At 63.6% G+C, this 24755-nt stretch carries 20 protein-coding genes and 1 pseudogene; 7 read left to right on the top strand and 14 right to left on the bottom strand.

All coding sequences use genetic code 11. The annotated features are described in order from the left end of the window. The first annotated feature begins 53 nt into the window (after positions 1-53). A complete protein-coding gene (xth, locus tag CBW50_RS21060; protein ID WP_086147361.1) occupies positions 54-818 on the top strand; it encodes an exodeoxyribonuclease III in 765 nt (254 codons plus the stop codon). Here xth and CBW50_RS21065 read toward each other — a convergent pair. Further along, positions 815-4477 (bottom strand): EAL domain-containing protein, encoded by a 3663-nt coding sequence (locus CBW50_RS21065; protein ID WP_086147362.1) that lies wholly within the window; start codon positions 4475-4477, stop codon positions 815-817. The genes xth and CBW50_RS21065 overlap by 4 nt on opposite strands. Before the next feature lie 210 nt (positions 4478-4687). On the opposite strand from CBW50_RS21065, the gene prpR reads away from it, so the two are divergent. Beyond that, positions 4688-6313, top strand: coding sequence for a propionate catabolism operon regulatory protein PrpR (prpR, locus tag CBW50_RS21070; RefSeq protein WP_086147363.1), 1626 nt, complete (start codon positions 4688-4690; stop codon positions 6311-6313). A gap of 200 nt (positions 6314-6513) precedes the next feature. Here prpR and CBW50_RS21075 read toward each other — a convergent pair whose 3' ends face one another. The 3 genes from CBW50_RS21075 to clpS form a co-directional block, all read right to left on the bottom strand. Further along, positions 6514-9873 carry a S41 family peptidase gene (locus CBW50_RS21075; protein WP_086147364.1) on the bottom strand — a complete coding sequence of 1120 codons (3360 nt, stop codon included), beginning with the start codon at positions 9871-9873 and terminating at the stop codon, positions 6514-6516. A 207-nt stretch (positions 9874-10080) separates the two neighbouring features. Continuing rightward, positions 10081-12381: an ATP-dependent Clp protease ATP-binding subunit ClpA gene (gene clpA, locus CBW50_RS21080; protein ID WP_086147365.1), complete on the bottom strand. Its 2301-nt coding sequence runs from the start codon at positions 12379-12381 to the stop codon at positions 10081-10083. Further along, the gene (clpS, locus tag CBW50_RS21085; protein ID WP_034751577.1) at positions 12378-12680 is read right to left on the bottom strand and encodes an ATP-dependent Clp protease adapter ClpS; all 303 of its coding nucleotides are present in this window, start codon (positions 12678-12680) and stop codon (positions 12378-12380) included. The genes clpA and clpS overlap by 4 nt, the downstream gene beginning before the upstream one ends. Positions 12681-13001: 321 nt before the next feature. On the opposite strand from clpS, the gene CBW50_RS21090 reads away from it, so the two are divergent. Further along, positions 13002-13205, top strand: coding sequence for a cold-shock protein (locus CBW50_RS21090; RefSeq protein ID WP_010395943.1), 204 nt, complete (start codon positions 13002-13004; stop codon positions 13203-13205). A 94-nt stretch (positions 13206-13299) separates the two neighbouring features. Here the strand turns inward: CBW50_RS21090 and icd are convergent, their stop codons facing one another. After that, positions 13300-14553 (bottom strand): NADP-dependent isocitrate dehydrogenase, encoded by a 1254-nt coding sequence (gene icd, locus CBW50_RS21095; protein WP_086147366.1) that lies wholly within the window; start codon positions 14551-14553, stop codon positions 13300-13302. Positions 14554-14863: 310 nt separating this feature from the next. Between icd and CBW50_RS21100 the strand changes: the two genes are divergently transcribed. The 3 genes from CBW50_RS21100 (at position 14864) to CBW50_RS21110 (ending at position 16439) form a co-directional block, all read left to right on the top strand. Continuing rightward, positions 14864-15427: a pseudouridine synthase gene (locus CBW50_RS21100; protein ID WP_086147367.1), complete on the top strand. Its 564-nt coding sequence runs from the start codon at positions 14864-14866 to the stop codon at positions 15425-15427. Between the two features lie 107 nt (positions 15428-15534). Next, on the top strand, positions 15535-15855 hold the full coding sequence (locus CBW50_RS21105; protein ID WP_216356387.1) for a hypothetical protein: 321 nt from the start codon (positions 15535-15537) through the stop codon (positions 15853-15855). A 131-nt stretch (positions 15856-15986) separates the two neighbouring features. Further along, positions 15987-16439, top strand: coding sequence for a DUF192 domain-containing protein (locus tag CBW50_RS21110; protein WP_086147368.1), 453 nt, complete (start codon positions 15987-15989; stop codon positions 16437-16439). A gap of 156 nt (positions 16440-16595) precedes the next feature. Here the strand turns inward: CBW50_RS21110 and rpsT are convergent, their stop codons facing one another. After that, positions 16596-16862: a 30S ribosomal protein S20 gene (gene rpsT / locus CBW50_RS21115; protein ID WP_010395935.1), complete on the bottom strand. Its 267-nt coding sequence runs from the start codon at positions 16860-16862 to the stop codon at positions 16596-16598. 297 nt (positions 16863-17159) lie between these two features. Here rpsT and murJ point away from each other — a divergent pair, with 297 nt between their 5' ends. Then, positions 17160-18707 (top strand): murein biosynthesis integral membrane protein MurJ, encoded by a 1548-nt coding sequence (gene murJ / locus CBW50_RS21120; protein WP_086147369.1) that lies wholly within the window; start codon positions 17160-17162, stop codon positions 18705-18707. Positions 18708-19013: 306 nt separating this feature from the next. Here murJ and CBW50_RS21125 read toward each other — a convergent pair whose 3' ends face one another. From CBW50_RS21125 to CBW50_RS21160, 8 genes and pseudogenes are all read right to left on the bottom strand, one after another. Then, positions 19014-19511, bottom strand: a complete 498-nt coding sequence (locus CBW50_RS21125; protein WP_086147370.1) for an FxDxF family PEP-CTERM protein — start codon at positions 19509-19511, stop codon at positions 19014-19016. A 224-nt stretch (positions 19512-19735) separates the two neighbouring features. Beyond that, the gene (locus CBW50_RS21130; protein ID WP_086147371.1) at positions 19736-20401 is read right to left on the bottom strand and encodes a type II secretion system protein; all 666 of its coding nucleotides are present in this window, start codon (positions 20399-20401) and stop codon (positions 19736-19738) included. Between the two features lie 5 nt (positions 20402-20406). Continuing rightward, a complete protein-coding gene (locus CBW50_RS21135) occupies positions 20407-20799 on the bottom strand; it encodes a type II secretion system protein (RefSeq protein ID WP_086147372.1) in 393 nt (130 codons plus the stop codon). Positions 20800-20802: 3 nt separating this feature from the next. Beyond that, positions 20803-21294, bottom strand: a complete 492-nt coding sequence (locus CBW50_RS21140; RefSeq protein WP_086147373.1) for a type II secretion system protein — start codon at positions 21292-21294, stop codon at positions 20803-20805. Continuing rightward, entirely contained in the window at positions 21291-23321 is a 2031-nt protein-coding gene (locus CBW50_RS21145) for a secretin N-terminal domain-containing protein (protein WP_086147374.1), read from the bottom strand. Before CBW50_RS21145 ends, CBW50_RS21140 begins: the two co-directional genes overlap by 4 nt. Next, positions 23321-23833, bottom strand: a complete 513-nt coding sequence (locus CBW50_RS21150) for a hypothetical protein (protein ID WP_086147375.1) — start codon at positions 23831-23833, stop codon at positions 23321-23323. Before CBW50_RS21150 ends, CBW50_RS21145 begins: the two co-directional genes overlap by 1 nt. Further along, a complete protein-coding gene (locus tag CBW50_RS21155; RefSeq protein ID WP_086147376.1) occupies positions 23830-24402 on the bottom strand; it encodes a hypothetical protein in 573 nt (190 codons plus the stop codon). Before CBW50_RS21155 ends, CBW50_RS21150 begins: the two co-directional genes overlap by 4 nt. After that, positions 24399-24755: pseudogene (locus CBW50_RS21160) on the bottom strand (hypothetical protein); the annotation flags it as partial. The pseudogene CBW50_RS21160 and the gene CBW50_RS21155, both read right to left, overlap by 4 nt.

Genomic DNA, 24755 nt, shown 5'->3' on the forward strand with positions numbered 1-24755 from the left:
ATTCGCGCCTATCGACACCTGATCGCCACCTACTCAAGCAAGGATTTTTCCCCATGAAACTAGCCACCTGGAACGTCAACTCGCTGAAAGTGCGCCTGCCGCAAGTGCTGCAGTGGCTGACAGATAATCCGGTCGACATACTCTGCCTGCAAGAGACCAAGTTGACGGACGACAAGTTTCCCGTCGCCGAGATCGAGGCGGCCGGCTACCAGGTCGTCTTCAGCGGCCAGAAAACCTACAACGGCGTGGCCATCCTGTCGAAACTGCCGATCACGGACGTGGTGAAGAACAACCCGCGCTATGAAGATGCGCAGCAGCGCATCCTGGCCGCCAGCATAGGCGGCGTGCGTGTCGTCTGCGCCTACGTGCCGAACGGCCAGAGCGTCGACTCGGACAAGTATGAATACAAGCTGGGCTGGCTGGCCGCCCTGCACGACTGGCTGGCCGAAGAAGCGCAGCAGCACCCGCAGCTGGCCGTGGTGGGCGACTACAATATCGCGCCCGACGACCGCGACGTGCACGACCCCGTCGCCTGGGCCGGCCAGGTGCTGGTCTCGGACAAGGAACGCGCCGCCCTGCAGCGCCTGTTCGACATCGGCCTGACGGATTCCTTCCGCCTGTTCGAGCAGGCGGAAAAATCGTTCAGCTGGTGGGATTACCGCCAGCTGGGCTTCCGCCTGAACAAGGGCCTGCGCATCGACCATATCCTGCTGTCGCCGGCCCTCGCCGCGCGCTGCAAGGCCTGCGTGATCGACCGCCTGCCGCGCAAGTGGGAACAGCCGTCCGACCATGCGCCCGTCGTGGCGACGATCGATTAACTAAGGACCACCCGCTGCAGCAGCGATTGCGCATTCGCTGCAGGCACGGGCGCGGAAAACAGATAGCCCTGCGCATAGCGGCAGCCATGCGCCTGCAGCAGGGCGAACTGCTCTTCCGTCTCCACGCCCTCGGCCACGGTCGACAATTGCAGGCTGTCGGCCAGCGCGATGATGGCCGAGACGATGGCGCGGTCTTCCGCGCTGTGCTCGAGGTCCTTGATGAAGGCGCGGTCGATCTTGACCTTCTTCACGGGGAAGCGCTTCAGGTAAGCCAGGCTGGAATAGCCGGTGCCGAAATCATCGATCGACAGGCGCAAGCCCATGCCATTGATCTGCCGCAAAATCTCCAGGGTATGTTCGCCATGCTGCATCAGCGCCGTTTCCGTGATCTCGAATTCCAGCAGCGCCGGATCGATGCCCGTTTCCCGCACCACGGCGGCTATGGTCGCCACCAGGCCCTTGTGCATGAACTGGCGCGGTGACAGGTTCACGGCCAGCGGCACCGGCTGCAGGCCCTGGCGCTGCCACGCCATGCTTTGCTCGCACGCCTGGCGCATCACCCACTCGCCAACCGGCACGATCAGGCCGTTTTCCTCCATGATGGGAATGAAGCGGTCCGGCAGCACCAGGCCGTGGCCGGGACGACGCCAGCGCAGCAGCACCTCCATGCCGTGCAGGCTGCGCGTGGCGATATCGATGACGGGCTGGTAATACAGCTCGAACTGGTCCTGCGCCAGCGCCGTGCGCAAGCTGCTTTCCAGGTCGAAGTGCAGGGCCGCGGCCTGGTTCATCGTCTGCGTGAAGAACTGGTAATTGTTGCGGCCATTGCCCTTGGCGTGATACATGGCCGCATCGGCATGGCGCATCAGGGCGTCGACGTCGCCGCCGTCGTCCGGATACACGCAGATGCCGATCGACGGGGTGATGTGCAGCACGTGGCCGTCCAGCGGGAAGGCCGGCATCAGCGACTCGATGATTTTCTCGGCCACGCGCGAGGCTTCCTCGGCGCCGCGGATGCCCGGCACCAGCACGACGAATTCATCGCCGCCCAGGCGCGCCACGGTGTCGCTGGCGCGCACGGCGCGGCACAGGCGGCCGGACACTTCCTTGAGCAGCAGGTCGCCCGTCATGTGACCGAGCGAATCGTTGATGGTCTTGAAACGGTCCAGGTCGATGAACATCACGGCCAGCTTGCGCTCCGAGCGCTGCGACGCCAGCATGGCCCGCTCCAGGCGGTCAGACAGCAGCGCGCGGTTCGGCAATCCCGTCAGGTTATCGTGGTACGCCATATGGTGCACGCGCGCCTCGGCCTGGCGCCGCTCGACGATTTCCCCCTGCAGCAGCAGGTTCGCGCCGGCCAGTTCGGCCGTGCGTTCATGCACGCGCAATTCCAGCTCGTCGCGCGCGCGGCGCACCGCCTCGGCCGCCTCGCGCCGCGCCGTCACGTCGTCGACCAGCCACACGGAACGGCCATGCGCATGCGCCAGATCAAAGGGACGTCCCGACAGGCGCGCCCAGAAGCGGCTGCCATCCTTGCGCACCAGCTGGTACTCCGACATGTGCACGCGCCCCGCACCGAAGTCGCGCTCCGTTTCGCTGCGCGCCGCCTTCCAGGCCGCCACGTCCGGATACAGCGCCTGCACGGACAGGCCGTTGATCTCGCCCGGTCCATAGCCGAACAGCTCTTCCATCTTGCTGTTGCTGCGCAAATTATGGCCGCCCTCCACCACCGAGATGCCCAGCACGGCGCTGTCGAGGATGGCCTGGTTTTCCAGCAGCGCGTTGCGCAAGGACTCCTCGGCGCGCTTGGCTTCGGTGCGGTCCTCGATGATCCAGATGGTGCCGGCGGCCGGATCGTCGGGATTGACGACATAGGCGATCAGCTGCGCCCACAGGGTGCTGCCGTCGCGGCGCATCATCTCCACTTCCGTCTGGAAAGGCTTGGCCACGGAGAGGAAGGGGAAAGCCGCCGCGCCCAGCAAGTCGTAGGACTGCTGCGACACGTACAGCGCGCGCCCGGGCAGGCCCAGCGCCTCGTCGCCGCTGTAGCCGAACATCGTGGCAAAGCCCAGGTTGTAGCGCGTGATCTGGCGGTTCTTCGTGTACAGGATGCTCACCGAGGCATTCGTCATGATGGCCGCCACTTCCATCTGCGCCTGGCGGCTGGCGGTAATGTCTTCGAGGATCCAGATGGCACCCTGCTCGCTGTGCGCCTGGTCGACGGCCTTGGCGCGGATGCGGCACCAGAACAGCGTGCCGTCGCGGCGGCGGAACAGCGACTCGTCCTGCTCGTACGGCAAGCCCTGCCCCAGCAACGGCGTGGCCTGCACGCCGAACTGCGCGTAGGCGGCGGGCGAGGGAAAAAGTTCGGCGGCGGGCAGGCCGATCATCTCGTCCTGCGTGTAGCCGAACATTTCGGCGAAGCGGGGATTGCAGCGCAGGACCAGGCGCGAACGCGAGAACAGGATGCCGACGGAAGCGTTATCGAGAATGGCCTGCTGCTCCAGCATCAGCTGGCGCATCGCCTCCTCTGCCGCCTTTTGCGCGCTGCGGTCATCGAACAGCCAGATCGTGTCGCGCAGGGCGCGGTCGGGCTGGTTTTCCGGATTGAGCACATAGCCGTACGCCAGCGCCCAGAAGGTCGAGCCGTCGCGCCGGCGCATCTCCATCTCGCCCTGGAACGGCAAGCCGCGCCGCAGCAGGGGCGCCGCTTGCCGCACCACGTTCTCGTAGGCCGCGCGCGACGGGTACAGCTCGGCGACAGCCAGACCCACGCCGCTGTCGCCGTCAAAGCCGAAGCATTCGGCAAAGCGCCGGTTGTAGCGCAGCACGCCCTTGTCGCGCTGGAAGCCGATGGCCAGCGGCGCGTTGTCCATCACGGCCTGCATTTCCAGCACGGCGCGGCGCAACTGGTCCTCGTCGCGCCGGTGGTCGCTGATATCCTCGACGATCCATACCGTGCCGTCATGCGTGTTGAGCGGATCGACGGCGCGCCCGTGCAGGCGGCTCCAGAACAGCGAGCCATCCTGGCGCCGCAATTCCAGCTCCGTGCGGTACGGCTTGCCCTTCGAGAGCAGCGGCGCCGCTTCCAGTCCCAGCACGCGGCAATGCTCGGCGGAGCGGTACAGCACCGCGCCCGGCATGCCCGTCAGCTGGTGGCGCGCATAGCCGAACATTTCGGCGGCGCGGATATTGCACTCCTCGATGAAGCCGCCCTTGGAAAAGACGATGCCGACGGCCGCGCTCTCCAGGATGGCCTGCTGCTCGAGCAGGGTCTTGCGCAAGGCCTGCTGGTCGCGCTGCTGCACGCTGATGTCCGCAAACACGAGCGTCGCGCCGGGCAAGCCGTCGCCCACGGGCAGCGGCTTGGCCCACACCTGCACGGCAATGGCGCCCGTCTCCCCTTCGAGGCTGCTGTCCCAGCGCCGCTCGCGCCCGGCCGCCCCCAGCGCGCCGCGCAACATGCTGCTGCTCGACGCGCGGTAGGCATCGGTAAAACAATCGGCCAGCAAGCGGCCCGACACATCCCGGCCCAGCAAGTCGACCAGGGCGCCATTCGCCGCCACCACCATGCCGCAGGCATCGCAGGCGCACGCCGGCAAGGCGATCAGCTGCAAGGCATCGGCGATAAAATCGGGGCTGGTCGGTACGCGGTTCATGGACACCGTGGGTCGGTTGGTAGCGGTCGGGCATGCGCCTGAGCAATATATTCCTCAGGCATCATGGTGCTGCTAGATCATAAACCAGTTTCCGGGGGTTTTTTCATATTCCTTCTTGGCAATATCTGAAACACCACAGACCAGTTGCAACATGCATGTTGCAACGGTGTTGCATATCAAAAAGATGAAACAAATCGTTTAGAATAAAGCATGCGCCGCCCTCCCCAGCCCCCGCTCGACCATCGCGACAAACCCGTCATCTGGACCGTCTCCGTCTCGCGCCTGTTCGACCTGTTCCGCGACATCACGCTCGAATACGATGATCTGGCGACGATCGAGCCGATCAACCTGGGCTTCGACGACGCCGTGCGCCACATCCGCGAGCGCATGGCCACGGAGCGCTGCGACGCCGTCATCGCGGCCGGCTCGAACGGCGCCTACCTGAAAGGCCGGCTGTCGGTACCGGTCATCATCGCCAAGGCCAGCGGCTACGACGTGATGCAGGCGCTGGCGCGCGCGCGGCGCATCTCGCCGCACATCGGCGTCGTCACCTATCAGGACCCGATGCCGGAACTGGGCGAATTTGCCGCCACCTTCGGCTTCCAGATCGCGCAACGCACCTACGCCACCGAAGAAGACGCGCGCGCGCAGATCAATGAACTGAAGGCAGAGGGCGTCAAAGCCGTCGTCGGCGCGGGCCTCGTCACCGACCTGGCCGAGGAGGCAGGGCTGGCCGCCGTCTTCGTGTATTCCGCCACCTCGATCCGGCGCGCCTTCGACGACGCGCTGGAACTGGCGCGCCTGACCCAGCTCGAATCGAACCGGGGACGGCGCACGGTGGTGGCCGATACCCTGCGCGCGCGCCACGGCCTGCACGACCTGCGCGGCGAATCGGAGGCGATGGAAGCGCTGCGCCAGTCGGTGGTGCTGTTCGCCCGCTCGCCGGCGACGGTGCTGATCCAGGGCGAGACGGGCAGCGGCAAGGAGCTGGTGGCGCAGGCCATCCACCGCGAAAGCCCGCGCAGCCTGGGCGCCAACCGCCCCTTCATCGCCATCAATTGCGGCGCCATCGCCGAGTCCCTGCTGGAGTCGGAGCTGTTCGGCCACGAGGACGGGGCTTTTACGGGCGCGCGCCGGGGCGGCCATGCGGGCCTGTTCGAAGCGGCCAACCACGGCACCCTGTTCCTCGACGAAATCGGAGAAATGCCGCTGGCCCTGCAAACGCGATTGCTGCGCGTGCTGGAAGAGCGCGAAGTGGTGCGCGTGGGCGGCACGCGGCCTATCGCCATCAATGTGCGCATCATCAGCGCCACGCACTGCGACCTGGAGCAGCGCATCCGCGAAGGCCGCTTCCGCGCCGACCTGTTCTACCGCCTGGCCGTGCTGCGCCTGCATTTGCCGGCCCTGCGCGAACGCGCCAGCGACATTCCCGGCCTGGCCGAATGGTCGCTGAAAAACGCCCTGGCCGCGCTGGGCGCCCGCCCGCATCCGAACCTGCACGCGGAAATCCAGGCCTGCGCGCCGCTGCTGCGCCGCTACGGCTGGCCCGGCAACGTGCGCGAACTGCGCAACCTGGCCGAAAGGCTGGCGCTGTTCCTGGCCGCCGAACCGCTGCAGGCGCTGACGCCCGCCTTCGTGCTGGGCGTGGCGCCCGAACTGGCCCATGGCGCCGCCGCGCCCACCGCGCTGGCGGTACCGGCTGCCGCCGCACCGCCGCGCCCGGAAGACGAAAGCGCCAGCGCCGTACTGGCGCGCTTCGGCGGGCGACGCGACGCAGCCGCCCATTACCTCGGCATCAGCCGCACCACCCTGTGGCGCCGCCTGCGCGCCGGCTGATTTTTCAGCCATACAAAAGAGCCCTTGGACGAATGGCCTCACCCGCACGATTATGGCAGCGCGGCACGGGACACGGCGGCGCGGGCGGCACCAGCGGACTGGCTCGCACCAGGACGTGCCGTCCGCCGCTGACCTGCGCCATCACGAGCAGCACGGCTATCTGGTGCCGCGCGTGAAGGCCGCCTGCAGCCTGTAGCCCCTTACTTCAGCGCGGGGATCGGCTGCGCCTGGAAGGCCGGGCGCGGCTGCTCCCTGAGCTTTTTCGCCAGCATGTCGAGCGCCACGTCCAGCTGGCGGTCGGCGCCATTGAAGGTGGCGTGCGGCGGATTGTCCACCTCGACGTCCGGCAGCACGCCCACGCCTTCGATCAGCCACTGGCCGTCGATGCCGAACTGGCCGTTTTCCGCCACGCGCGCCATGCCATTATCGGCCAGGCGCGTATTGTCGCTGAGCCAGACGCCGGCGCCGGCCGTGCGCTTGCCCACCAGCGGCGCCAGTTTCAATGCCTTGATGCCGGCGGCGAAGGTCTCGCCATCGGAATACGTGAGTTCATCGACCAGCACCACCAGGTGGCCGCGGAAGGTGTTCTGCATGTTCGTCGATGGCTGCACGCCCGGCGGCGCCCAGTAGGCCCAGGCCTTGCGCAGCAGCTTTTCGATGATCCAGCTGTCGATATTGCCGCCGTTATTGCGCCGCACGTCGATGATCAGGCCTTCGCGGTTGATGTTGGCGTAAAAATCGCGCGCGAACGAGGCGATGTCGTTCGGCCCCATGGCGCGCAGGTGCAAGTAGCCGATGCGTCCCTGCGAGACGGCCGCCACCTGCTCGGCGCGGCTCAGTTCCCAGTCGCCATAGCGCAGCGCCGTCTGTTTCGCCATGTTGACGGGCGTGACGATGACGGCGCGCGGCGCAGCCTTGCCATTACCGCGTTTGACCTGCAACAAGACCTGCTTGTCGGCCTGGTTCAGCAGCAGGTCGCTGATGTCGCGCGCGCCCAGGACGTCCTTGCCGTTGACGGCCGTGATCACGTCGCCTTCGCGCACGTCGACCTCGGGGCGCGACAGCGGCGCGCGCGCCGACGGCAGTTCCGCCTCGCTGCGGTAGACATGCTCGACACGATAGCCCTCGTTTGTGCGCGCCAGCACGGCGCCCAGGCCCGCCGGCGTGCCTTCCTGCTCCGTGCGGCGCAATTCGCCGGGACGGATCTGCGAATGCAGGGCGCCCACCTCGGCCACCATCATGCCCAGCACGTCATTGAGCTCGGCCCGGTCCGTGACCCGCTCGACCAGCGGCGCATATTTATCGCGCGCCGCCTTCCAGTCCACGCCACGCATCTTCGCGTCGTACAGGAAGTCGCGGTGCAGGCGCCACGCGTCGTTGAACATCTGCTTCCATTCCAGGCGCGGATTCGACACAAACGTCCAGTCGTCGACTTTTACTTTCGCCTTCGACAGGTCGGACGGCAGCTTGGCGCCCGCCTCGATCACCAGCATCTCGCCCGGCCCCGTGGCCGTGGCCGTGCGGTAGTACAGGTGTTTTTTATCCGTCGCCAGGTCGAATTCGCGCACACTGGCCACCAGCAGTTCCGGCTTGGAGCCGGTATTGCCGATGGCAAGCGTCTTCAGGCTGGACTTGTTCTCGCCGCTTTCGCGCTCGAGGAAATACAGTCGCTTGTCATCCATGGCCAGCGCGCTGTAGTTGCCCGCAGCCAGCGGCACCTCGTACAGGCGCTCGGCCAGGCCCTTGAAGACGACATCCGGCAGGGCGGCCGGCACTTTCTTCACGGCCGCCTTGCCGCCGGCCTTTTCCAATGCCTTTTCCGCCGCCGATTCGGCCGCCTTTTCATCGTCCGTCTCGGCCGGTTTCACTCCCGGACGGCTCAGCTCATCGTCGGGCTGGAAGGGGAAGCGGTTGCCCGGCTGCAATGCCAGCGCATACACGCCGGTGCGCTTGTCGAACACGGGCCCCATGTTGCGGTCGCCCCATGGCGAACCGTTGGCCAGCTGAAAATTGCGCGCCGACATGAAATACAACCAGCGCCCGTCCGGCGAAAACACGGGCGAGCCGGAGGTATAACGGTCGCTGGTGACGAACTGCAGCTGCTTCGACGCCAGGTTGTACAGGCCGATCTGCTCGCGCTGCTCATTGCTGGCCACGCGCACGATGGCCAGGTTGCGGCTGTCGGGCGACCATTGCACTTCATCGTGCTTGTCCACGCCCGCCTTGCCCGCGTCGTCGATCAGCTGGTTGCCTTTTGTTGCCAGGTCCAGCAGCCAGAAGCGGCCCTTCTTGTCCGTGTGCGCCAGCCAGCGCCCGTCCGGCGACGGATACAGCTTCCAGCGGTGATTATTTCCCTGCGTCGTCAGTTGCTCGCCCTTGCCCGAGCCGTCGGCGGCAAACTTCCATATCTCGTTTTCTCCGCTCGTGTCGACGATGGCATAGACGGACTTCTCGTCGCTGGAAAAGACGGCGTCGCGCGCCCTTGCCCCTTCCGGAATGGCGATGTCGACGCGGCGCAGGCTGCCCGTGCCGGCGATGCTGACGCGGCCCCTTGCAGTGAGGATGATGCGCTCATCCTTGCCCGACACCTGGACATTGCTCAAGGTATCGAGCGGCGAGCGGATCTGGCGCGTGCGCTGCTGGTCGAAATCGGACACGAGGCTGATGGCCAGCGGCTGCGAGACGTCGGCCGCGGCGGCATTCACATCGAGCACGTGCAAATCCGCGCCCAGCTGGTAGACGATGCGGCCATCGCCCAGGGACGCGTTGCGCACGTCCCACTGCGTGTGGCCGGTCAACGCGCGGCGGTCGGAACCGTCGGGCAGCATGCTCCACAGATTGTCGCTGCCGCCCGCGTCACTGATGTAGTAGACGCGGCCCTGCCACCACATGGGGCGCTTGTTGTTGCCGGCCTGCACGGCCGCATCCGTGTGCATGGGCATGGCCTCAGCCTTGCCATCGAGCGTATAGCGCCACAGGGTCGCATGCGCGCCGCCCCGGTAGTTGCGCACGTTGTCGTTGGTCACGGCCAGGCCGAAGCGCGTGAAATACAGGGTCGTGCCGGCGTCGTCGAGCACGGCGTCGTTGGCGTCGGCCACGGGAAACACGCGCCGCGTCAGTTTTACGGGATCGATGGCGGCGACGATGCGGCGCGAGGCGGGGCCATCCGTATTTTGCGTGCTGACCAGCACTTCGCCCTGTGCCGTCCAGCCCAGCACCAGCACGCCGCCATTGTCAAACGAGATGCGGCGCGGCAAGCCGCCCGCCAGCGGCATCACATATGCTTCCTGCGCCCCTTCGTAGGCGGCGGAAAACGCCAGCCACTGGCCGTCGCGCGAAATCGCCGCGTTCGTTTCATAGCCGGGATGCGTGGTCAACCGCTGCGCCGCGCCGCCGCGCAAATTGCTTTTCCACAAGTCGCCTTCGGCCGTGAAGACGATGGTATCGCCGCGCACGGCGGGAAAACGGAAATAGCTGGCGGCGGGCGCGACGGCAGCGGCGGCGCTGCCCAGCAGGCCGGCGGAAAACAGGAGGGAGGCAAGGGTGCGGGAGATGGTCATGTAAGCGGTCTTTCAACGAGCTAAGGAAACGACGTGGGGCCAGGCAGACATCGGGATATCGATTCTTGCATAGCTTGCGGAAAAGAAATACCTATTTTTAAATAAGGATATTTACACAACAATTTCCATGGCACGCTTTCCGGACATAAAAAAACCCGCGCCACTTGCGTGGGCGGGTTTTTGGGTCGCGCGTGGCGCTGCGGTCGATTACTCGACTTCCACCGTTTCCGGTGGCGCCGTCGGCGCCGCGTCTGGCGGTTCCGGGAATTCCAGCAAGACCTGGTCCTTGTCGTCGAGATCGACAGTGACCTTGCCGCCGGACACCAGGCGACCGAACAGCAGTTCGTCGGCCAGCGCCTTGCGGATCATGTCCTGGATCAAACGCGACATCGGCCGCGCGCCCATGAGCGGATCGAAACCTTTCTTGCCGAGGAAGGCACGCAGCTTCTCGGTAAACACGGCTTCCACCTTTTTCTCGTGCAACTGCTCTTCCAGCTGCATGAGGAACTTGTCGACCACGCGCAGGATGATTTCCTGGTCCAGCGCGCGGAAACTGATGGTGGCATCGATACGGTTGCGGAACTCCGGCGTGAACATGCGCTTGATGTCGGCCATCTCGTCGCCAGCCTGTTTCGAGCTGGTAAAGCCGATGGACGCCTTTTGCAGGCTTTCCGCGCCCGCATTCGTCGTCATGATGATGATCACGTTGCGGAAATCGGCTTTGCGGCCATTGTTGTCCGTCAAGGTGCCGTGATCCATCACTTGCAGCAGGATATTGAAAATGTCCGGATGGGCTTTTTCAATTTCATCGAGCAGCAAGACCGCGTGCGGCTTCTTGGTGATCGCTTCCGTCAGCAGGCCGCCCTGGTCGAAACCGACGTAGCCCGGTGGCGCGCCGATCAAACGGCTGACGGCATGGCGCTCCATGTATTCCGACATATCGAAACGGATCAGCTCGATGCCGAGGATGAAGGCCAGCTGTTTCGCCACCTCGGTCTTGCCGACGCCCGTCGGACCGGAGAACAGGAAGGAGCCGATCGGCTTGTCCGTCTTGCCCAGGCCGGCACGGGCCATCTTGATGGCCGAGGCCAGCGCGTCGATGGCCGGATCTTGCCCGAAAACAACATTACGCAAGTCGCGGTCTATCGTCTGCAGCTTGCTGCGGTCGTCCTGGTTGACCGTTTGCGGCGGAATGCGGGCGATCTTGGCGATGATGTCCTCGATCTCGGCCTTGCCGATGGTTTTCTTCTGCTTCGACTTCGGCAGGATGCGCTGCGCCGCGCCCGCTTCATCGATGACGTCGATCGCCTTGTCGGGCAGGTGGCGGTCGTTGATGAAGCGCGCCGCCAGTTCGGCCGCCGTCGACAGGGCCGAGGCCGAGTATTTCACGCCATGGTGCTCTTCGAAGCGCGACTTGAGGCCGCGCAAGATCTGCACGGTTTGTTCGACGGTCGGCTCGTTGACGTCCACTTTCTGGAAACGGCGGCTCAGGGCATGATCTTTCTCAAACACGCCGCGGAATTCCGTGTACGTGGTCGCGCCGATGCATTTCAGTTGACCATTCGCCAGTGCCGGTTTCAGCAGGTTGGACGCGTCCAGCGTGCCGCCCGACGCCGAACCCGCACCGATGATGGTGTGAATCTCGTCGATGAACAGGATGCCGTTCGGATTGTCCTTCAATTGCTTGAGCACGGCTTTCAGGCGCTGTTCGAAGTCGCCGCGGTACTTGGTGCCGGCCAGCAAGGCGCCCATGTCCAGCGAATACACGACGGCATTCTGCAGGATTTCCGGCACGTCGCTTTGCGTGATGCGGTAGGCCAGGCCTTCGGCGATGGCGGTCTTGCCCACGCCCGCCTCGCCGACGAGCAGCGGATTGTTCTTGCGGCGGCGGCACAGGATCTGGATCACGCGGTCGACTTCATCCTCGCGGCCGATCAGCGGGTCGATCCGCCCTTCGGCCGCGGCCTTGTTCAGGTTCTGCGTGAACTGGTCGAGCGGGCTTTCCTTCGGCTGGCCGTCGACGGGCGCTTCTTCCACGCCTTCGGAGGCTTTCGCGCTTTCCGTCGACTGGTCCTTGCGCACGCCGTGCGAGATGAAGTTGACCACGTCCAGGCGCGTCACGCCCTGCTGGTGCAGGTAGTAAACAGCATGCGAGTCCTTTTCGCCGAAGATGGCCACCAGCACATTGGCGCCCGTGACTTCCTTCTTGCCATTCGAGGCGGACTGGACATGCATGATGGCGCGCTGGATCACGCGCTGGAAACCAAGCGTCGGCTGGGTGTCGACTTCGCCCGTGCCAGGCACGGTCGGCGTGTTATCGCCGATGAAATTGGTGAGGGTCTTGCGCAGGTCTTCAATATTGACCGCGCAGGCACGCAATACCTCCGCTGCGGAGGGATTATCCAGCAGTGCCAGCAGTAAATGCTCAACCGTGATGAATTCGTGCCGTGCCTGTCGAGCTTCGACAAACGCCATGTGCAAACTTACTTCTAATTCCTGCGCAATCATACTTCCTCCATCACGCACTGCAGGGGGTGCCCCGCCTTGCGCGCATGCGTTAAAACGAACTCCACTTTGGTACACGCTATATCTTTAGAGAACACGCCGCACACTCCTTTGCCGTAGCGATGAACACTGAGCATGATTTGCGTCGCCGTTTCACGGTCCTTGTTGAAATACTCCTGAATGATGGCCACCACAAATTCCATCGGGGTGTAGTCGTCATTGAGCAAGGCCACCTGGTAGAGCGGCGGCGGCTTCAGTACTTGCCGCTCCAGCAGGGTTTCTGTGTCGTGCTTGGTTGCCATACGCTTATTCTAATGCTTTCACAGTGGTTGTCATGCGCTATATCTGCGCGTTTCCAATTGTTTTCAATCTTACGCGTTTTCTTAATACTGCGCAGATGGCGACCTTGCCGCCGAAATCAAGAGTTGCTTTTTTGGTCGTCGTGAAGAATTTGGCAATATCGATGGAAAAGCGCTTGACTTCATTATTTATTCCGCCAACAATGCTGTATCGACTGTTGCAGTAATGTACAGCTTGATAAGAAGTGAGACGTCGAGGAGGGGGCAAGAAGCTTCTTGCTTTTATGGCTCGTGTGATTTGTTTTAATTTTGAAAGTTCTTTTTATGGCAACAGGTACAGTTAAGTGGTTCAATGATTCCAAAGGCTTTGGCTTCATCACTCCAGATGATGGCGGCGAAGATTTGTTTGCTCATTTCTCCGCAATCAACATGAACGGTTTCAAGACCCTCAAAGAAGGTCAAAAAGTTCAATTCGAAGTCACGCAAGGCCCTAAAGGCAAGCAAGCTTCCAACATCCAGGCAGCCTAAGCATCCCCTGCCCTCAGATGTGAAAAACCCCGTTTCCTTGAAGCGGGGTTTTTTTTCGCCCGCAGGGTGCGCCGCACCCTGCCCGCCCCTCTTGTTACATGTGCTCGATCATCACGTTGCCGAAGCCGGAGCACGACACCTGCGTGGCGCCCTCCATCAGGCGGGCAAAATCGTAGGTGACGCGCTTCGAGGCGATCGACTTTTGCATGGAGGAAATGATCAGGTCGGCCGCCTCCAGCCAGCCCATGTGGCGCAGCATCATTTCCGCCGACAGGATCAGCGAACCGGGATTCACATAGTCCTTGCCCGCGTACTTGGGCGCCGTGCCGTGCGTCGCTTCAAACATGGCGACGGAATCGGACAGATTGGCGCCCGGCGCGATGCCGATGCCGCCCACCTGCGCCGCCAGCGCGTCGGAAATGTAGTCGCCGTTCAGGTTCAGGGTGGCGATGACGCTGTATTCGGCCGGACGCAGCAGGATTTGTTGCAGGAACGCGTCAGCGATGGAATCCTTGACGATGATGTCGCGCCCCGTCTTCGGATTCTTGAACTTGCACCATGGTCCGCCATCGATCAGCTCGGCACCGAATTCCTTTTGCGCCAGCGCATACGCCCAGTCGCGGAAGCCGCCCTCCGTGTACTTCATGATGTTGCCTTTGTGCACGATCGTCACGGACGGCTTGTCATTGTCGATCGCGTACTGGATGGCCTTGCGCACCAGGCGCTCCGTGCCTTCGATGGACACGGGCTTGATGCCGATGCCCGACGTGGCGGGAAAGCGGATCTTCGTCACGCCCATTTCCCTGACGAGGAAATCGATGAGCTTTTTCGCCCCTTCGGAACCTTGCTGGTATTCAATGCCGGCATAGATGTCTTCCGAGTTTTCGCGGAAAATCACCATGTCCGTCTTTTCCGGCTCTTTCACGGGCGACGGCACGCCCGTGAAGTAGCGCACGGGGCGCAGGCACACATACAGGTCCAGCTGCTGGCGCAGGGCCACGTTCAGCGAACGGATGCCGCCGCCGACGGGCGTCGTCAGCGGGCCCTTGATGGAAACCACGTAGTCTTTCAGTACCTGCAGCGTTTCTTCCGGCAGCCACACGTCGGGACCGTACACATTCGTCGATTTTTCGCCCGCATAGATTTCCATCCAGCTGATCTTGCGCGCGCCGCCGTAGGCCTTGGCCACGGCCGCGTCGATCACCTTGATCATGACCGGGCTGATATCGATGCCCGTGCCATCGCCCTCGATGAAGGGAACGATGGGATTATCTGGTACATTCAGCGAAAAATCGGCGTTGACGGTGATTTTTTGGCCGTCAGCAGGTACAGTGATATGTTGGTACATCGTGATCTCCGAAGTGGGACGCGGCGTGGGCAGCCTCGGCGGCCCGGCGACGCGCTCTGCGGTTGCAGAGTTTACAAAAACAAGTCTGAACATGGCAGCAACAACGCACTTTAGCAGGGAAAGCACACCCAGGCCATCCGCATGGCAATACCGGCCGCGGCGCCAAAGAACCTTATCGCAACGCCGGCCTCAAGTCTTCTATAAGACATAAGACCAATATTTCACATTATGCACCAGTATCTTACAAGGCGCCACGCTTTTGCGGCGCCAACCAGCAGCCACCATCGTTTGCATCAATTAAGCCACCAGCATGCCACTCATTCTCTTCAATAAACCATTCCAGGTCCTGTGCCAGTTTTCACCGCAGGACGGCCGCGCCACCCTGGCCGACCACATCACCATACCCGGCATCTATCCGGCCGGCCGGCTCGACGCCGACAGCGAAGGCTTGCTGCTGCTGACGGACGACGGCCGCCTGCAGCATGAGATCAGCCACCCGGACCGCAAGGAAGCGAAAACCTACCTGGTACAGGTCGACGGCGTGCCCGACGCGGCCAGCCTGGCGCGCCTGCAGGCACCGCTGGACCTGGGCGACTTCATCACCAAGCCGTGCAAGGCCGTGCGCATCGCCGAACCGGACTGGCTGTGGCCGCGCAATCCTCCCATCCGCGCGCGCGCCGACAAGCCCACGTCCTGGCTGGCGATCACCTTAAAAGAGGGCAAGAACCGGCAAGTGCGGCGCATGACGGCCGCCGTCGGCCTGCCCACCCTGCGCCTCGTGCGCAGCGCCATCGGCCCCTTTTCGCTGGCCAGCCACCCCTTGCTGCCCGGCGAATGGTGCGAAGTACCCGCCGAAAACATCGGAAAAGCGTGAACGGGACAAGAAAAATAGCTTTCCTTGTGGAAATTTACCAATAAGCACTATTTATTTTTAGATAATGCACTAGAATCATCATCACCTTAACTTATTGAGAAGGAAAGATGATGACAAAAGTAATGCTCGCCCTGGCCGCCTCCCTGCTTGCTGGCGCCGCACTGGCGCAATCGGGCGCTAAGGTGCACGCTTCCGCCGCGCCCGATGCCGTCAAGCCGCCGCCCGCCTCGGCCGCCAGCCATGCCTCGGCCGCCACCGACGCCGTCAAGCCGGTGCCGCCGGCATCGGCCTCCGTCAATGCGTCGGCCGCGACAGATGCAGCACGCGCATCGAGCAAGGCCTCGGCCGCAACCGATGCGCCGCGCCCGATTCCCCAGGCGCGCAAGACGACGCAGCCGGCCGCTGACGCAGGCAAGCCCGTGAAATAAGGACGGTCCCCGGGGTGACGGCAGCGACGATGTTGCTGTCACCCCACGCTTTCGGCGCACCCAGGCGGCATGCTTGACCAGGCAGCCGCCAGCATGGCCTAATCGCCGCTTTGCAGCTACCGTCCCGCCCCATGAAAAATTCCCTTCGTCGTCTCAGCCTGTCCATCGCCGTGGCGGCGTGCGCCAGCATTGCGCAAGCGCAAACACCAACAGGCAAGAGCTTGCAATTATCGGCCGGCATGCATCTGATCCAGGCGGAAGTGGCCGCCACGCAAGCGCAGCGCGAACAAGGCTTGATGTACCGCGAAAAAATGCCGGCCAATGCGGGCATGCTGTTTGTTTTCAGCAATCCATCGACGCAATGCATGTGGATGAAGAACACGCCGCTGCCCCTGTCCGTCGCCTTCATCGATGCGGATGGCAAGATTGTCAACATTGAAGACATGCAGCCGCACACGCTGGACAGCCATTGCTCCACGAAGACCGTGCCCGTGCGCTATGCGCTGGAAATGCACCTGGGCTGGTTCAGTCAGCGCCATATCAAACCGGGCATGGCCATCGGCAACCTGCCGGCGGCACGCTAGGCGGGGGCAAGCCGCCGCTGACGGACGCGGCTGCGAAAAAACGCGAAAAAACGCGAAAAAACCCGCCAGAATAAATCTGCGGGTTTTTGCTTTTCAACCAGTGCCAGCGTACCGGCACAGGCAAGGCCACCTTGGCGGCTTGCCTGCTGGCAAATATTAAGCGGACAGTGCTTTCAAAGCAGCTGCCAGACGGCTCTTATGGCGAGCTGCCTTGTTTTTGTGAATGATCTTCTTGTCAGCGATACGGTCGATGGTCGACACGGATGCCTGGAAGATTGCAGCAGCAGCTGCCTTGTCGCCGCCCTGGATCGCTTTGCGAGCAGCTTTGATAGCCGTGCGCAAGGTCGAACGTTGGGACGAATTGTGTGCGTTTTGCTTAACTGCTTGACGAGCGCGTTTGCGCGCTTGTGCGGTATTTGCCATGGAATTTCCTAAAACAGGGTCAAAGTGCGTTTGCAAACATTAGTGTTTGCCAACCGGTGCGTTCTGTGCGTCTGCCGAACCATGTGTGCCAAACCAGTGCCTGTCAAACATTAGTGTCTGCGTAACAGAATTCTGTACAGCCTTCGATTATAGCGATATTTTCAAGCGGGGGCAAATCAAAAAACCGTGCCTGATGCCAAAAACACCCGAAAATGGGCCTGGCAAGGGCGAATCGGCAGCAATTGTTACCATATTTTAAGCGTTTAACGGTACCGCGCCCGGCTATAATCTGCCCCCATGAACTTGCTTAAAACCCTCGCCGCCATTTCCAGCATGACCATGCTGTCCCGTGTAACCGGATTATTGCGCGAAAGCCTGTTCGCGCGCGCCTTTGGCGCCGGCGCCTACACGGACGCCTTCATCGTTGCCTTCCGCATCCCCAACCTGCTGCGCCGTTTGTTTGCCGAGGGCGCGTTCTCGCAAGCCTTCGTGCCGATCTTGTCGGAATACAAGAACCAGCACGGGCAGGAGGCGAGCAAGCAGCTGGCCGACCATGTCGCCACCACCCTCGTCTGGGCCACCCTGCTGGTGTCGGCCATCGGCATCGTCGGCGCGCCGTGGTTCGTCTACGTGATCGCCACGGGCCTGTCCAAGGACCCGGGCGCTTTTGATGCGGCCGTGTGGATGACGCGCCTGATGTTCCCTTATATTAGCTGCATGTCCTTCGTCGCCCTGGCCGGCGGCATTTTGAATACCTGGCGCGAATTCAAGATTCCCGCGTTTACACCGGTGCTGCTGAACCTGTCATTCATCGCCGCCTCGCTGTTCCTCGCGCCCTACCTGAAACAGCCGATCTACGCCATGGCCATCGCCGTGTTCGCCGGCGGCCTGCTGCAGGTGGCCATCCAGATTCCCGCGCTGATCAAGATCGGCATGCTGCCGCGCCTGTCGATCAACCCGGCCATCGGCCTGTCCGACGGCGGCGTGCGCCGCGTACTGAAGAAAATGGGACCGGCCGTGTTTGCCGTCTCGGCGGCCCAGATCAGCCTGATGATCAACACCAGCATCGCTTCGCGCCTGACGGAAGGCAGCATTTCCTGGCTGTCGTATGCGGACCGCCTGATGGAGTTCCCCACCGCCATGCTGGGCGTGGCCCTGGGCACCATCCTGCTGCCCAGCCTGTCAAAGGCGAACGTGGATGGCGACAAGACGGAATACTCGGCCCTGCTGGACTGGGGCTTGCGCCTGACCTTTTTGCTGGCCCTGCCCGCCGCCGTCGGCATGGCCACCCTGGCCACGCCGCTGATCGCCACCCTCTTCCACTACGGCAAGTTCACGGCCGAATCGGTGACCATGTCGACGCAGCCGCTGGTGGCCTACAGCCTGGGTTTGATCGGCATCATCCTCGTGAAAACCCTGGCGCCCGCCTTCTATGCGCGCCAGGACATCCGCACGCCCGTCAAAATCGCCCTCGGCGTGCTGATCGCCACCCAGTTGATGAATCTGCTGTTCGTGCCTTACATCGCCGTAGCCGGCCTGGCCCTGTCGATCGGCCTGGGCGCCTGCCTGAATGCCAGCTTCCTGTACTGGGGCTTGCGCAAGCGCGGCATCTACCAGCCGAAACCGGGCTGGGCCAAGTTTTTCCTGCGCCTGCTGCCGGCGCTCATCGTCATGGGCGGCGTGGCGGCCCTGGGAGCGACACGCATCGACTGGATCGCCATGCAAGCCCATCCGCTGCTGCGGGCCGGCGCCCTGGCCATGGTGGTGGCCGTGTGCGGCGCGGCGTACTTTGCCACGCTGTTCCTCGTTGGCTTCCGCTTCCGCGACTTCAAGCGCAGCGCATGACAAGCTGCGCAGGACGTTGTTGCCTGCGTCTCGCCGTACTGCCGTACTGTCTTCGACCTGGCGCCTGGTCCTGCGCAGCTTGTCCGGATTGCGCAGGACGTTGTTGCCTGCGTCTCGCCGTACTGCCGTACTGTCTTCGACCCGGCGCCTGGTCCTGCGCAGCTTGTCCGGATTGCGCAGGACGTTGTTGCCTGCGTCTCGCCGTACTGCCGTACTGTCTTCGACCTGGCGCCTGGTCCTGCGCAGCTTGTCCATCCAGACAAAAAAAAACCCGCCGACGCGGGTTTTTTTCATTGCGGCGCAAGCTTAGTCAGCTTTCTTGGCGCGGCGGCGTGCCACGGCGCCAACCAGTGCCAGGCCGCCGAGCAGCATGCCGTAGGTTTCTGGTTCTGGTACTGGCAGGGCCGAAACCGTGCCTACGTATTGAACATTTTTCACCAGGGTCAGGCCCGTGACTTGCACCGTGTAGGTGCCGGCGGCCAATTGACCGGCCCAGCTCAGATTCTGGATGCCGTCAGCCGTGCTCTTGGCCAGGCTGCCATAGCCGACCAGGGTCGCGGCGAAATCCTTGATCGCGCCGTTCGCCACGGAGAACGTTTGCAATGCACCGAACGAGGTCGACGATGGTGCCAGCAACTGGAAGGTCCACGAATCATTGATCGCCGAATTGATGGCGAACTTGGTCGTGAAAGCCGACAGGGTGTCCGAACCGGTTGGGTCCAGGATGCCCAGGTCGTAAGTTGCTGCCGACGCGCTGAACGATGCTGCTGCCATGATGCCTGCAGCGATAAATTTCAATTTCATAGTTTATCCCTTAAAAAGTAATTTATGGCTGCGATGCGCAGGCCACCAATAGTTTTAGTACCGGAAGTACTGACAGGAATGGTAGCATAATTGCATCAAATTAATTATAAATATTTTATCTAAGTTTCGTATGTGATAACTATTTTCAAAATGAAATATTTGCCACTATCTATGAATTTCTGCAGAAGAATAGTTGCCAGCACATTCATCTATTTTTCCGTGCTTTACGGTGGAACTACCGGCTCTGCAGCGTTTTCAGCGGGATTTTGTGGTTCAGGCTGTTCAAATGGCTCAGCCGGCTCAGGTTCTTGCGGTGGAGTAACAGGGCGGGAAAACAACGGCGATGCCGGCAGGTCCGGTGCAATGGCGGTTTCATTGCCAGCCGGCATGGCTGCCGGTGCCGCAAACTGCCCGGATGGCGGGCGGGCATCGGCCATGAAGCGCCATTCCGAGAAATGCGCCTTGCCTTCAAAACCGGTGTAACGGGCGTCGAAGTTGCCCATCTTCAAAGGCGCCGCCTGCGACAGGCTGTGCACGCCGATGATGCCCTTGCCGCCTGGCTGGTACAGCAAACCCCACTCGGCGCGCCCCGTGACGGGATCGACGAACAGCTTGCGCAAATGCCGGCGCACTTGCGGAAAGCGGGGATCGCGCAGCAAGGCGGCCAGATCCGGCGGCTGTTGCGGCTGGCCTGGCGGCGTGGCGGCCGCATAGCTGTACAAGGCGTCGGAAAACTGGGCGCCGATATCGAGCAATTCCTGCTCGGCCGCCTGGCGCTGCAGCAAGGAGCCCATCTTCAGGCCGGCCGCGCCCACCAGGCCCAGAATGGCCACCACGATGATCAGGCCCAGGTAAGTAAAGCCGCGCTGGCGGCGCGCAGAACGAGGCATGGCCGCTACCAGTCGGCGAACGGCGTGCCGCTGCGGTCCTTGCCCGGCGCGCCGCTTTTCACGTCATACACCTGGCCCGGCGTGTCGTCGGGCGGCGGCACGATGAGCCAGCTGCTGTCGCTGTCCGTGATGGGATCGATGGGCATGGCGCGCAGGTATTTCTTGTCCACCAGTTGCTCCAGGGAATCTGGATAGCGGCCCGTATCGCCGTGGAACTGGTCGATGGTCGTGCGCAGATTGCGCAGGTTATCCGCCAGCACGGTTTCCTTCGCCTTGTCCAGGCTGGGAAAGTAGCGGGGCACGGCCAGGGTCAGCAGCAGCGCCACGATGCCCAGCACCACCAGCAGTTCGATCAGGGTAAAGCCGCGCGCACGGCGCGGGGCGTTTTCAGCGGGCATGGTTCACCATAGACGGTAAGGCACGTTGTTCAAACCGGTCTTGCCGGACGTGGAATACACATCGTAGACATCGTCGCCCTCGCGCGGCGCGGCCGCTTCGCTGGCGTAGCTGCGCTTGCCCCAGGTTTGCGCGTCGCTCAGGGCAGCATCCGCGTTGAACGGGTCGCGCGGCACGCGGCGCAAAAAGAACATCTTGCCGCGCTTCGGGCTGCGCTGGTCCGGCACGCCCTCGACCAGCACTTCCAGGCTTTTCGGGTAGCCGCTGGCGTCGGTCGCGCGCACGATGCGCCCTTCGTCGCCGGCCCGCTTATACGCGTCGAGCCCCTGGCGGATCTCGCGCAGCGCGCGCCGCAGCTCCTGCTCCTGGCGCCGCTGCACCGTCACCTGCGTGACGGGGATCACCAGGGTAGCCAGCACGCCCAGGATGGCCAGGGTCACCAGCAGTTCGATCAGGGTGAAGCCGCCGGATCGCCTTGGTGCATGCGCCGGTCTCATTTGGCGGGCGGCGGCGCCACCGGCACCGGCTGGCTCGACGACAGGGGCAAGGGCGCCGCCTGCAGCGGCACGGGCTGGCCGGACGACATCGGCAAGGGCGACGCGGCCGGCTCGGGCGACGGCGTCACTTCCGGCGCGGGCACGCTCTGCGGCAAGGTCGGCGGCAGCGCGCCGGGCGTCATCATCGGCTGCGCCGGCGCCGGCTGCATGCCGACGGCCGACGGGCCGGAACGCACGATCACCGTGCCCGGCATCTGCGTGGGCGCCTTGACGGCCATGTCGGGACGGCGGCGGAAGCTGCCCTCGGTTCCGGCCGAAAATTCCGACTCCTTCGCTTCCGGGCGCTGCACCGTGCGCACCAGGTGCGGCGTGATCGACAGCACGATTTCCGTCTTCTGGCTGTCGTCCTTGCTGCTGCCGAACAAACGTCCCAGCACGGGAATGTCGCCCAGGCCCGGCACCTTGTTGCCCGAACTGCGCTCTTCATTGTTGATCAGGCCCGCCAGCACCTGGTTTTCACCATCCTTCAGCTGCAGCATGGTCGACGCCTGGCGCGTGCCGATCTGGTACAGCGTCGAGCCGCTCCGGGTGGTGGTGGCAGCCCCCAGGTTGCTCACTTCCAGCGAAATGCGGATGCCCACTTCATTGTTCAAATAGATGGTCGGCTCCGCGTTCACCGTCAGGCCCACGTCCAGGTAGCTGATCGATTCGGAAGCGAAGCCGCCCGTGCCCGGTGAAATCGTGGTGGTCACCACGGGTACCCTGTCGCCGATGACGAATTTCGCCTTTTCGCGGTTGCGCACGCGGATGCGCGGGTTGGCCAGGATATTCGCGTCGCCATCCGTCTTCTTGGCATTCGCCGTCACGGACAGGTCGCTCACGCCGATGCTGCGCTGGTTCAGGTTATTCAGGTCATTGATGGTCAGCCCGGCGCCGCCCGAGGTGCTCAAAGGCGTCAGGGTCAGGCTCGATGGCCAGGCCACGCCCAGCTCCAGCAGGCGGCTGCGCTTGACCTCGAGGATTTCCAGCTCCAGCACCACTTCCGCTTCCGGCACGTCCTGCAGCGCGATCAGGCGCTCGGCCAGGCGGATCGCCTCGGGCGTGTCGCGCACGATGACGAGGTTGAGCTTTTCATCGGCCACCACGTCGCGCGTCTTCAGAATGGTCTTGAGCGTATTGGCCACCTGCTTGGCGTCCGCGTTCGCCAGGAAGAAGGTTTTCACCAGCACTTCCTGGTACTCCTTCAATTTCGCCGCCACATTGGGATAGATCAAGATCGTGTTCGCATCCATCACCTGCTGTTCCAGCTGGTTCGTCACCAGCAGGAAGTAGACGGCCGATTCCACCGTGCTGTTTTTCAGGAAGATCGACGTTTTTGCGTCCGCCTTGACGTCCTTGTCGAAGACGAAATTGAGTCCAGAGCGGCGCGCGATCAGCTCAAACACCTGTTTTAAAGGCGCGTCGCGGAACTCGATCGTGATCGGCTGCTTGTATGATTTGGCCAGTCCCGATTCGACGATGGGCGGCGCCGTCTTTTCATCGACCTCGCGCAGCAGCGCGCGCGCGCCGGCGTGATTCGGCTGCTCGGTGAGGATGGCGTTCAGGCGCTGGCGCGCCGGGTCGTATTGTTTTGCATCAAACGCCGTGCGCGCTTCGGCCAGCAATTTCCCCTGGCGCTGCTCGCGTTCGAGCGCGCGCAAGCCGCTGTTGGCGCGCTCGTTTTGCGCATCGATCTCGAGCACGCCGAGAAAGGAAGCGCGCGCCAGCTCGCCCTGCCCCGCCTGCGCCTGGCGCTCGGCCTGCTGCAGGCCGGTGCTGGTGGCCCGTTCGCGCGCCTGCAGATAGGCGCTGCGGTACTGCGCATTGCCGGGATCCTGCTGCAGCGCTTCCTGCAATTTCTGCAGGCCGGCCGGCACCTGGTTTTGCGCGATCAGCTCGCGCCCGTCGCGGTAGGCCTGCTGCCCTGCGCAGCCGGACAGCAGTGCCAGCAATACCGGCAGCAGCGCCGATGAAAAGGAACGAGGCATCACTCGGAAACTCCAATGTTGAGCTGCTGAACCTGGTTCAACGGCAGGTAGGTGAGCGTCATGACGGGCGGCGCGATCGTCGCGACCTTGTAGGCGCCATCGATGACGGTATTGGCGCGCACGATATACGTCTTGTCGGCGCGCGACAAAAACACTTCCCAGGCACCGTCGGCGGCCGCCTTGCCCAGGTAGACGAAAGGCAGCGGCGGCGCCATCGGCGGGGGCGGGGCGGCCTGCGCCACCGTTTTCGGCGGCGGCGGGGTCCAGCTCTGGCTGTGGAAGACGCCATCGGCGCCGCCAAAGGTGTCGCCATCCTCGCCCGCCACTTCGCTGCGCGGCAGCAGGGCCAGGATGGCCGGCTGCGCGGTCGGCGGCCTGGCGGCATGGCGCGCGGGCGCGACGGCCCGCTCCACCGCTTCGGCCACCTCGGCCACGGGCTGGCGCTCGCCGAACAGCAGCAAGGCGCCCGCGCCCAGCACGCCGGCCAGCAACAGATAATGGCGCGGCGTCATGGCGCGCCTCCGGCATCCGTCGGCGCGTCGGTCAGATAAAAAGTCAGGCGCAGGCGCGCTTCGAGCTGCGTGTCGGCAATCTGTTCGCGGCGAAAACTCAGTTCGTCGAGCGAGGCGAAGGGCATGGCGCGCAGCGCCTGCAGCGCAAACTGCCATACGGCCGCATAACTGCCCTTCAGCGGCAAGGTCACCTGCCAGGTGGCGACCCTGCCGGCCTTGTCGTAGCCGCTTTTATATTCGCCCTGCGCCAGCACCAGGCCGTGCTTCGCCGCCAGGTCGAACAGCTGCTTGACCTGCTGCTCCGCGTGGCGCTGCTGTCCCAGGGTGGCGTAAAAACGGGCCAGGTTGTCGCTGGCCGTCGCCGGCGGCGCCAAGGCCGCCACGGCCAGCGACGGCTGCGGCAAGGTGCGTGCTTCCAGCTGCGCCGCCACGGCGCGCTGCTGCCAGGCCCAGGCACACGCAGCCACGCCCAGCAACAGCAAGACCGCCGCCAGGCAGGCCGGCACGCCCAGGCGGCGCAACAGCAGTTGCGCGCGCAGGCGCAGCGCGTTCAGGTCGAGGGCCATCATGGCGCGCCCCAGCGCGCTTCGAGCTGGAAGCGCAGGGGATGGTTCGGGTCGAGCGCATTGATTTCATGGCGCAGCAGCTGCACGCGGGAGCCAAACAGCTCCTGCTGCTTCAATTGCGCGATGTAGGCCACCATGGCGTCGCTGCCCGTCGTTTCGGCCGTAATCTTCAGCACGCGCTTGCGCGCGTCCGGCTCCAGCGCCAGCAGCGCGATGGCGGGCGGCGTGGCGCTGGCCAGCGCGTCCTGCAGATCACGCCACGGCAGGTTCAATTGCAGGATGGCCGCATTCACGGCCGCCGCCTGCGCGGGCGCGATCGGCACTTGCGGCGCAGGCGCCGGCCCTTGCGCGGCTTG

It is taken from the genome of Janthinobacterium sp. GW458P (genome assembly GCF_002127585.1).
GTDB lineage: Bacteria > Pseudomonadota > Gammaproteobacteria > Burkholderiales > Burkholderiaceae_D > Janthinobacterium.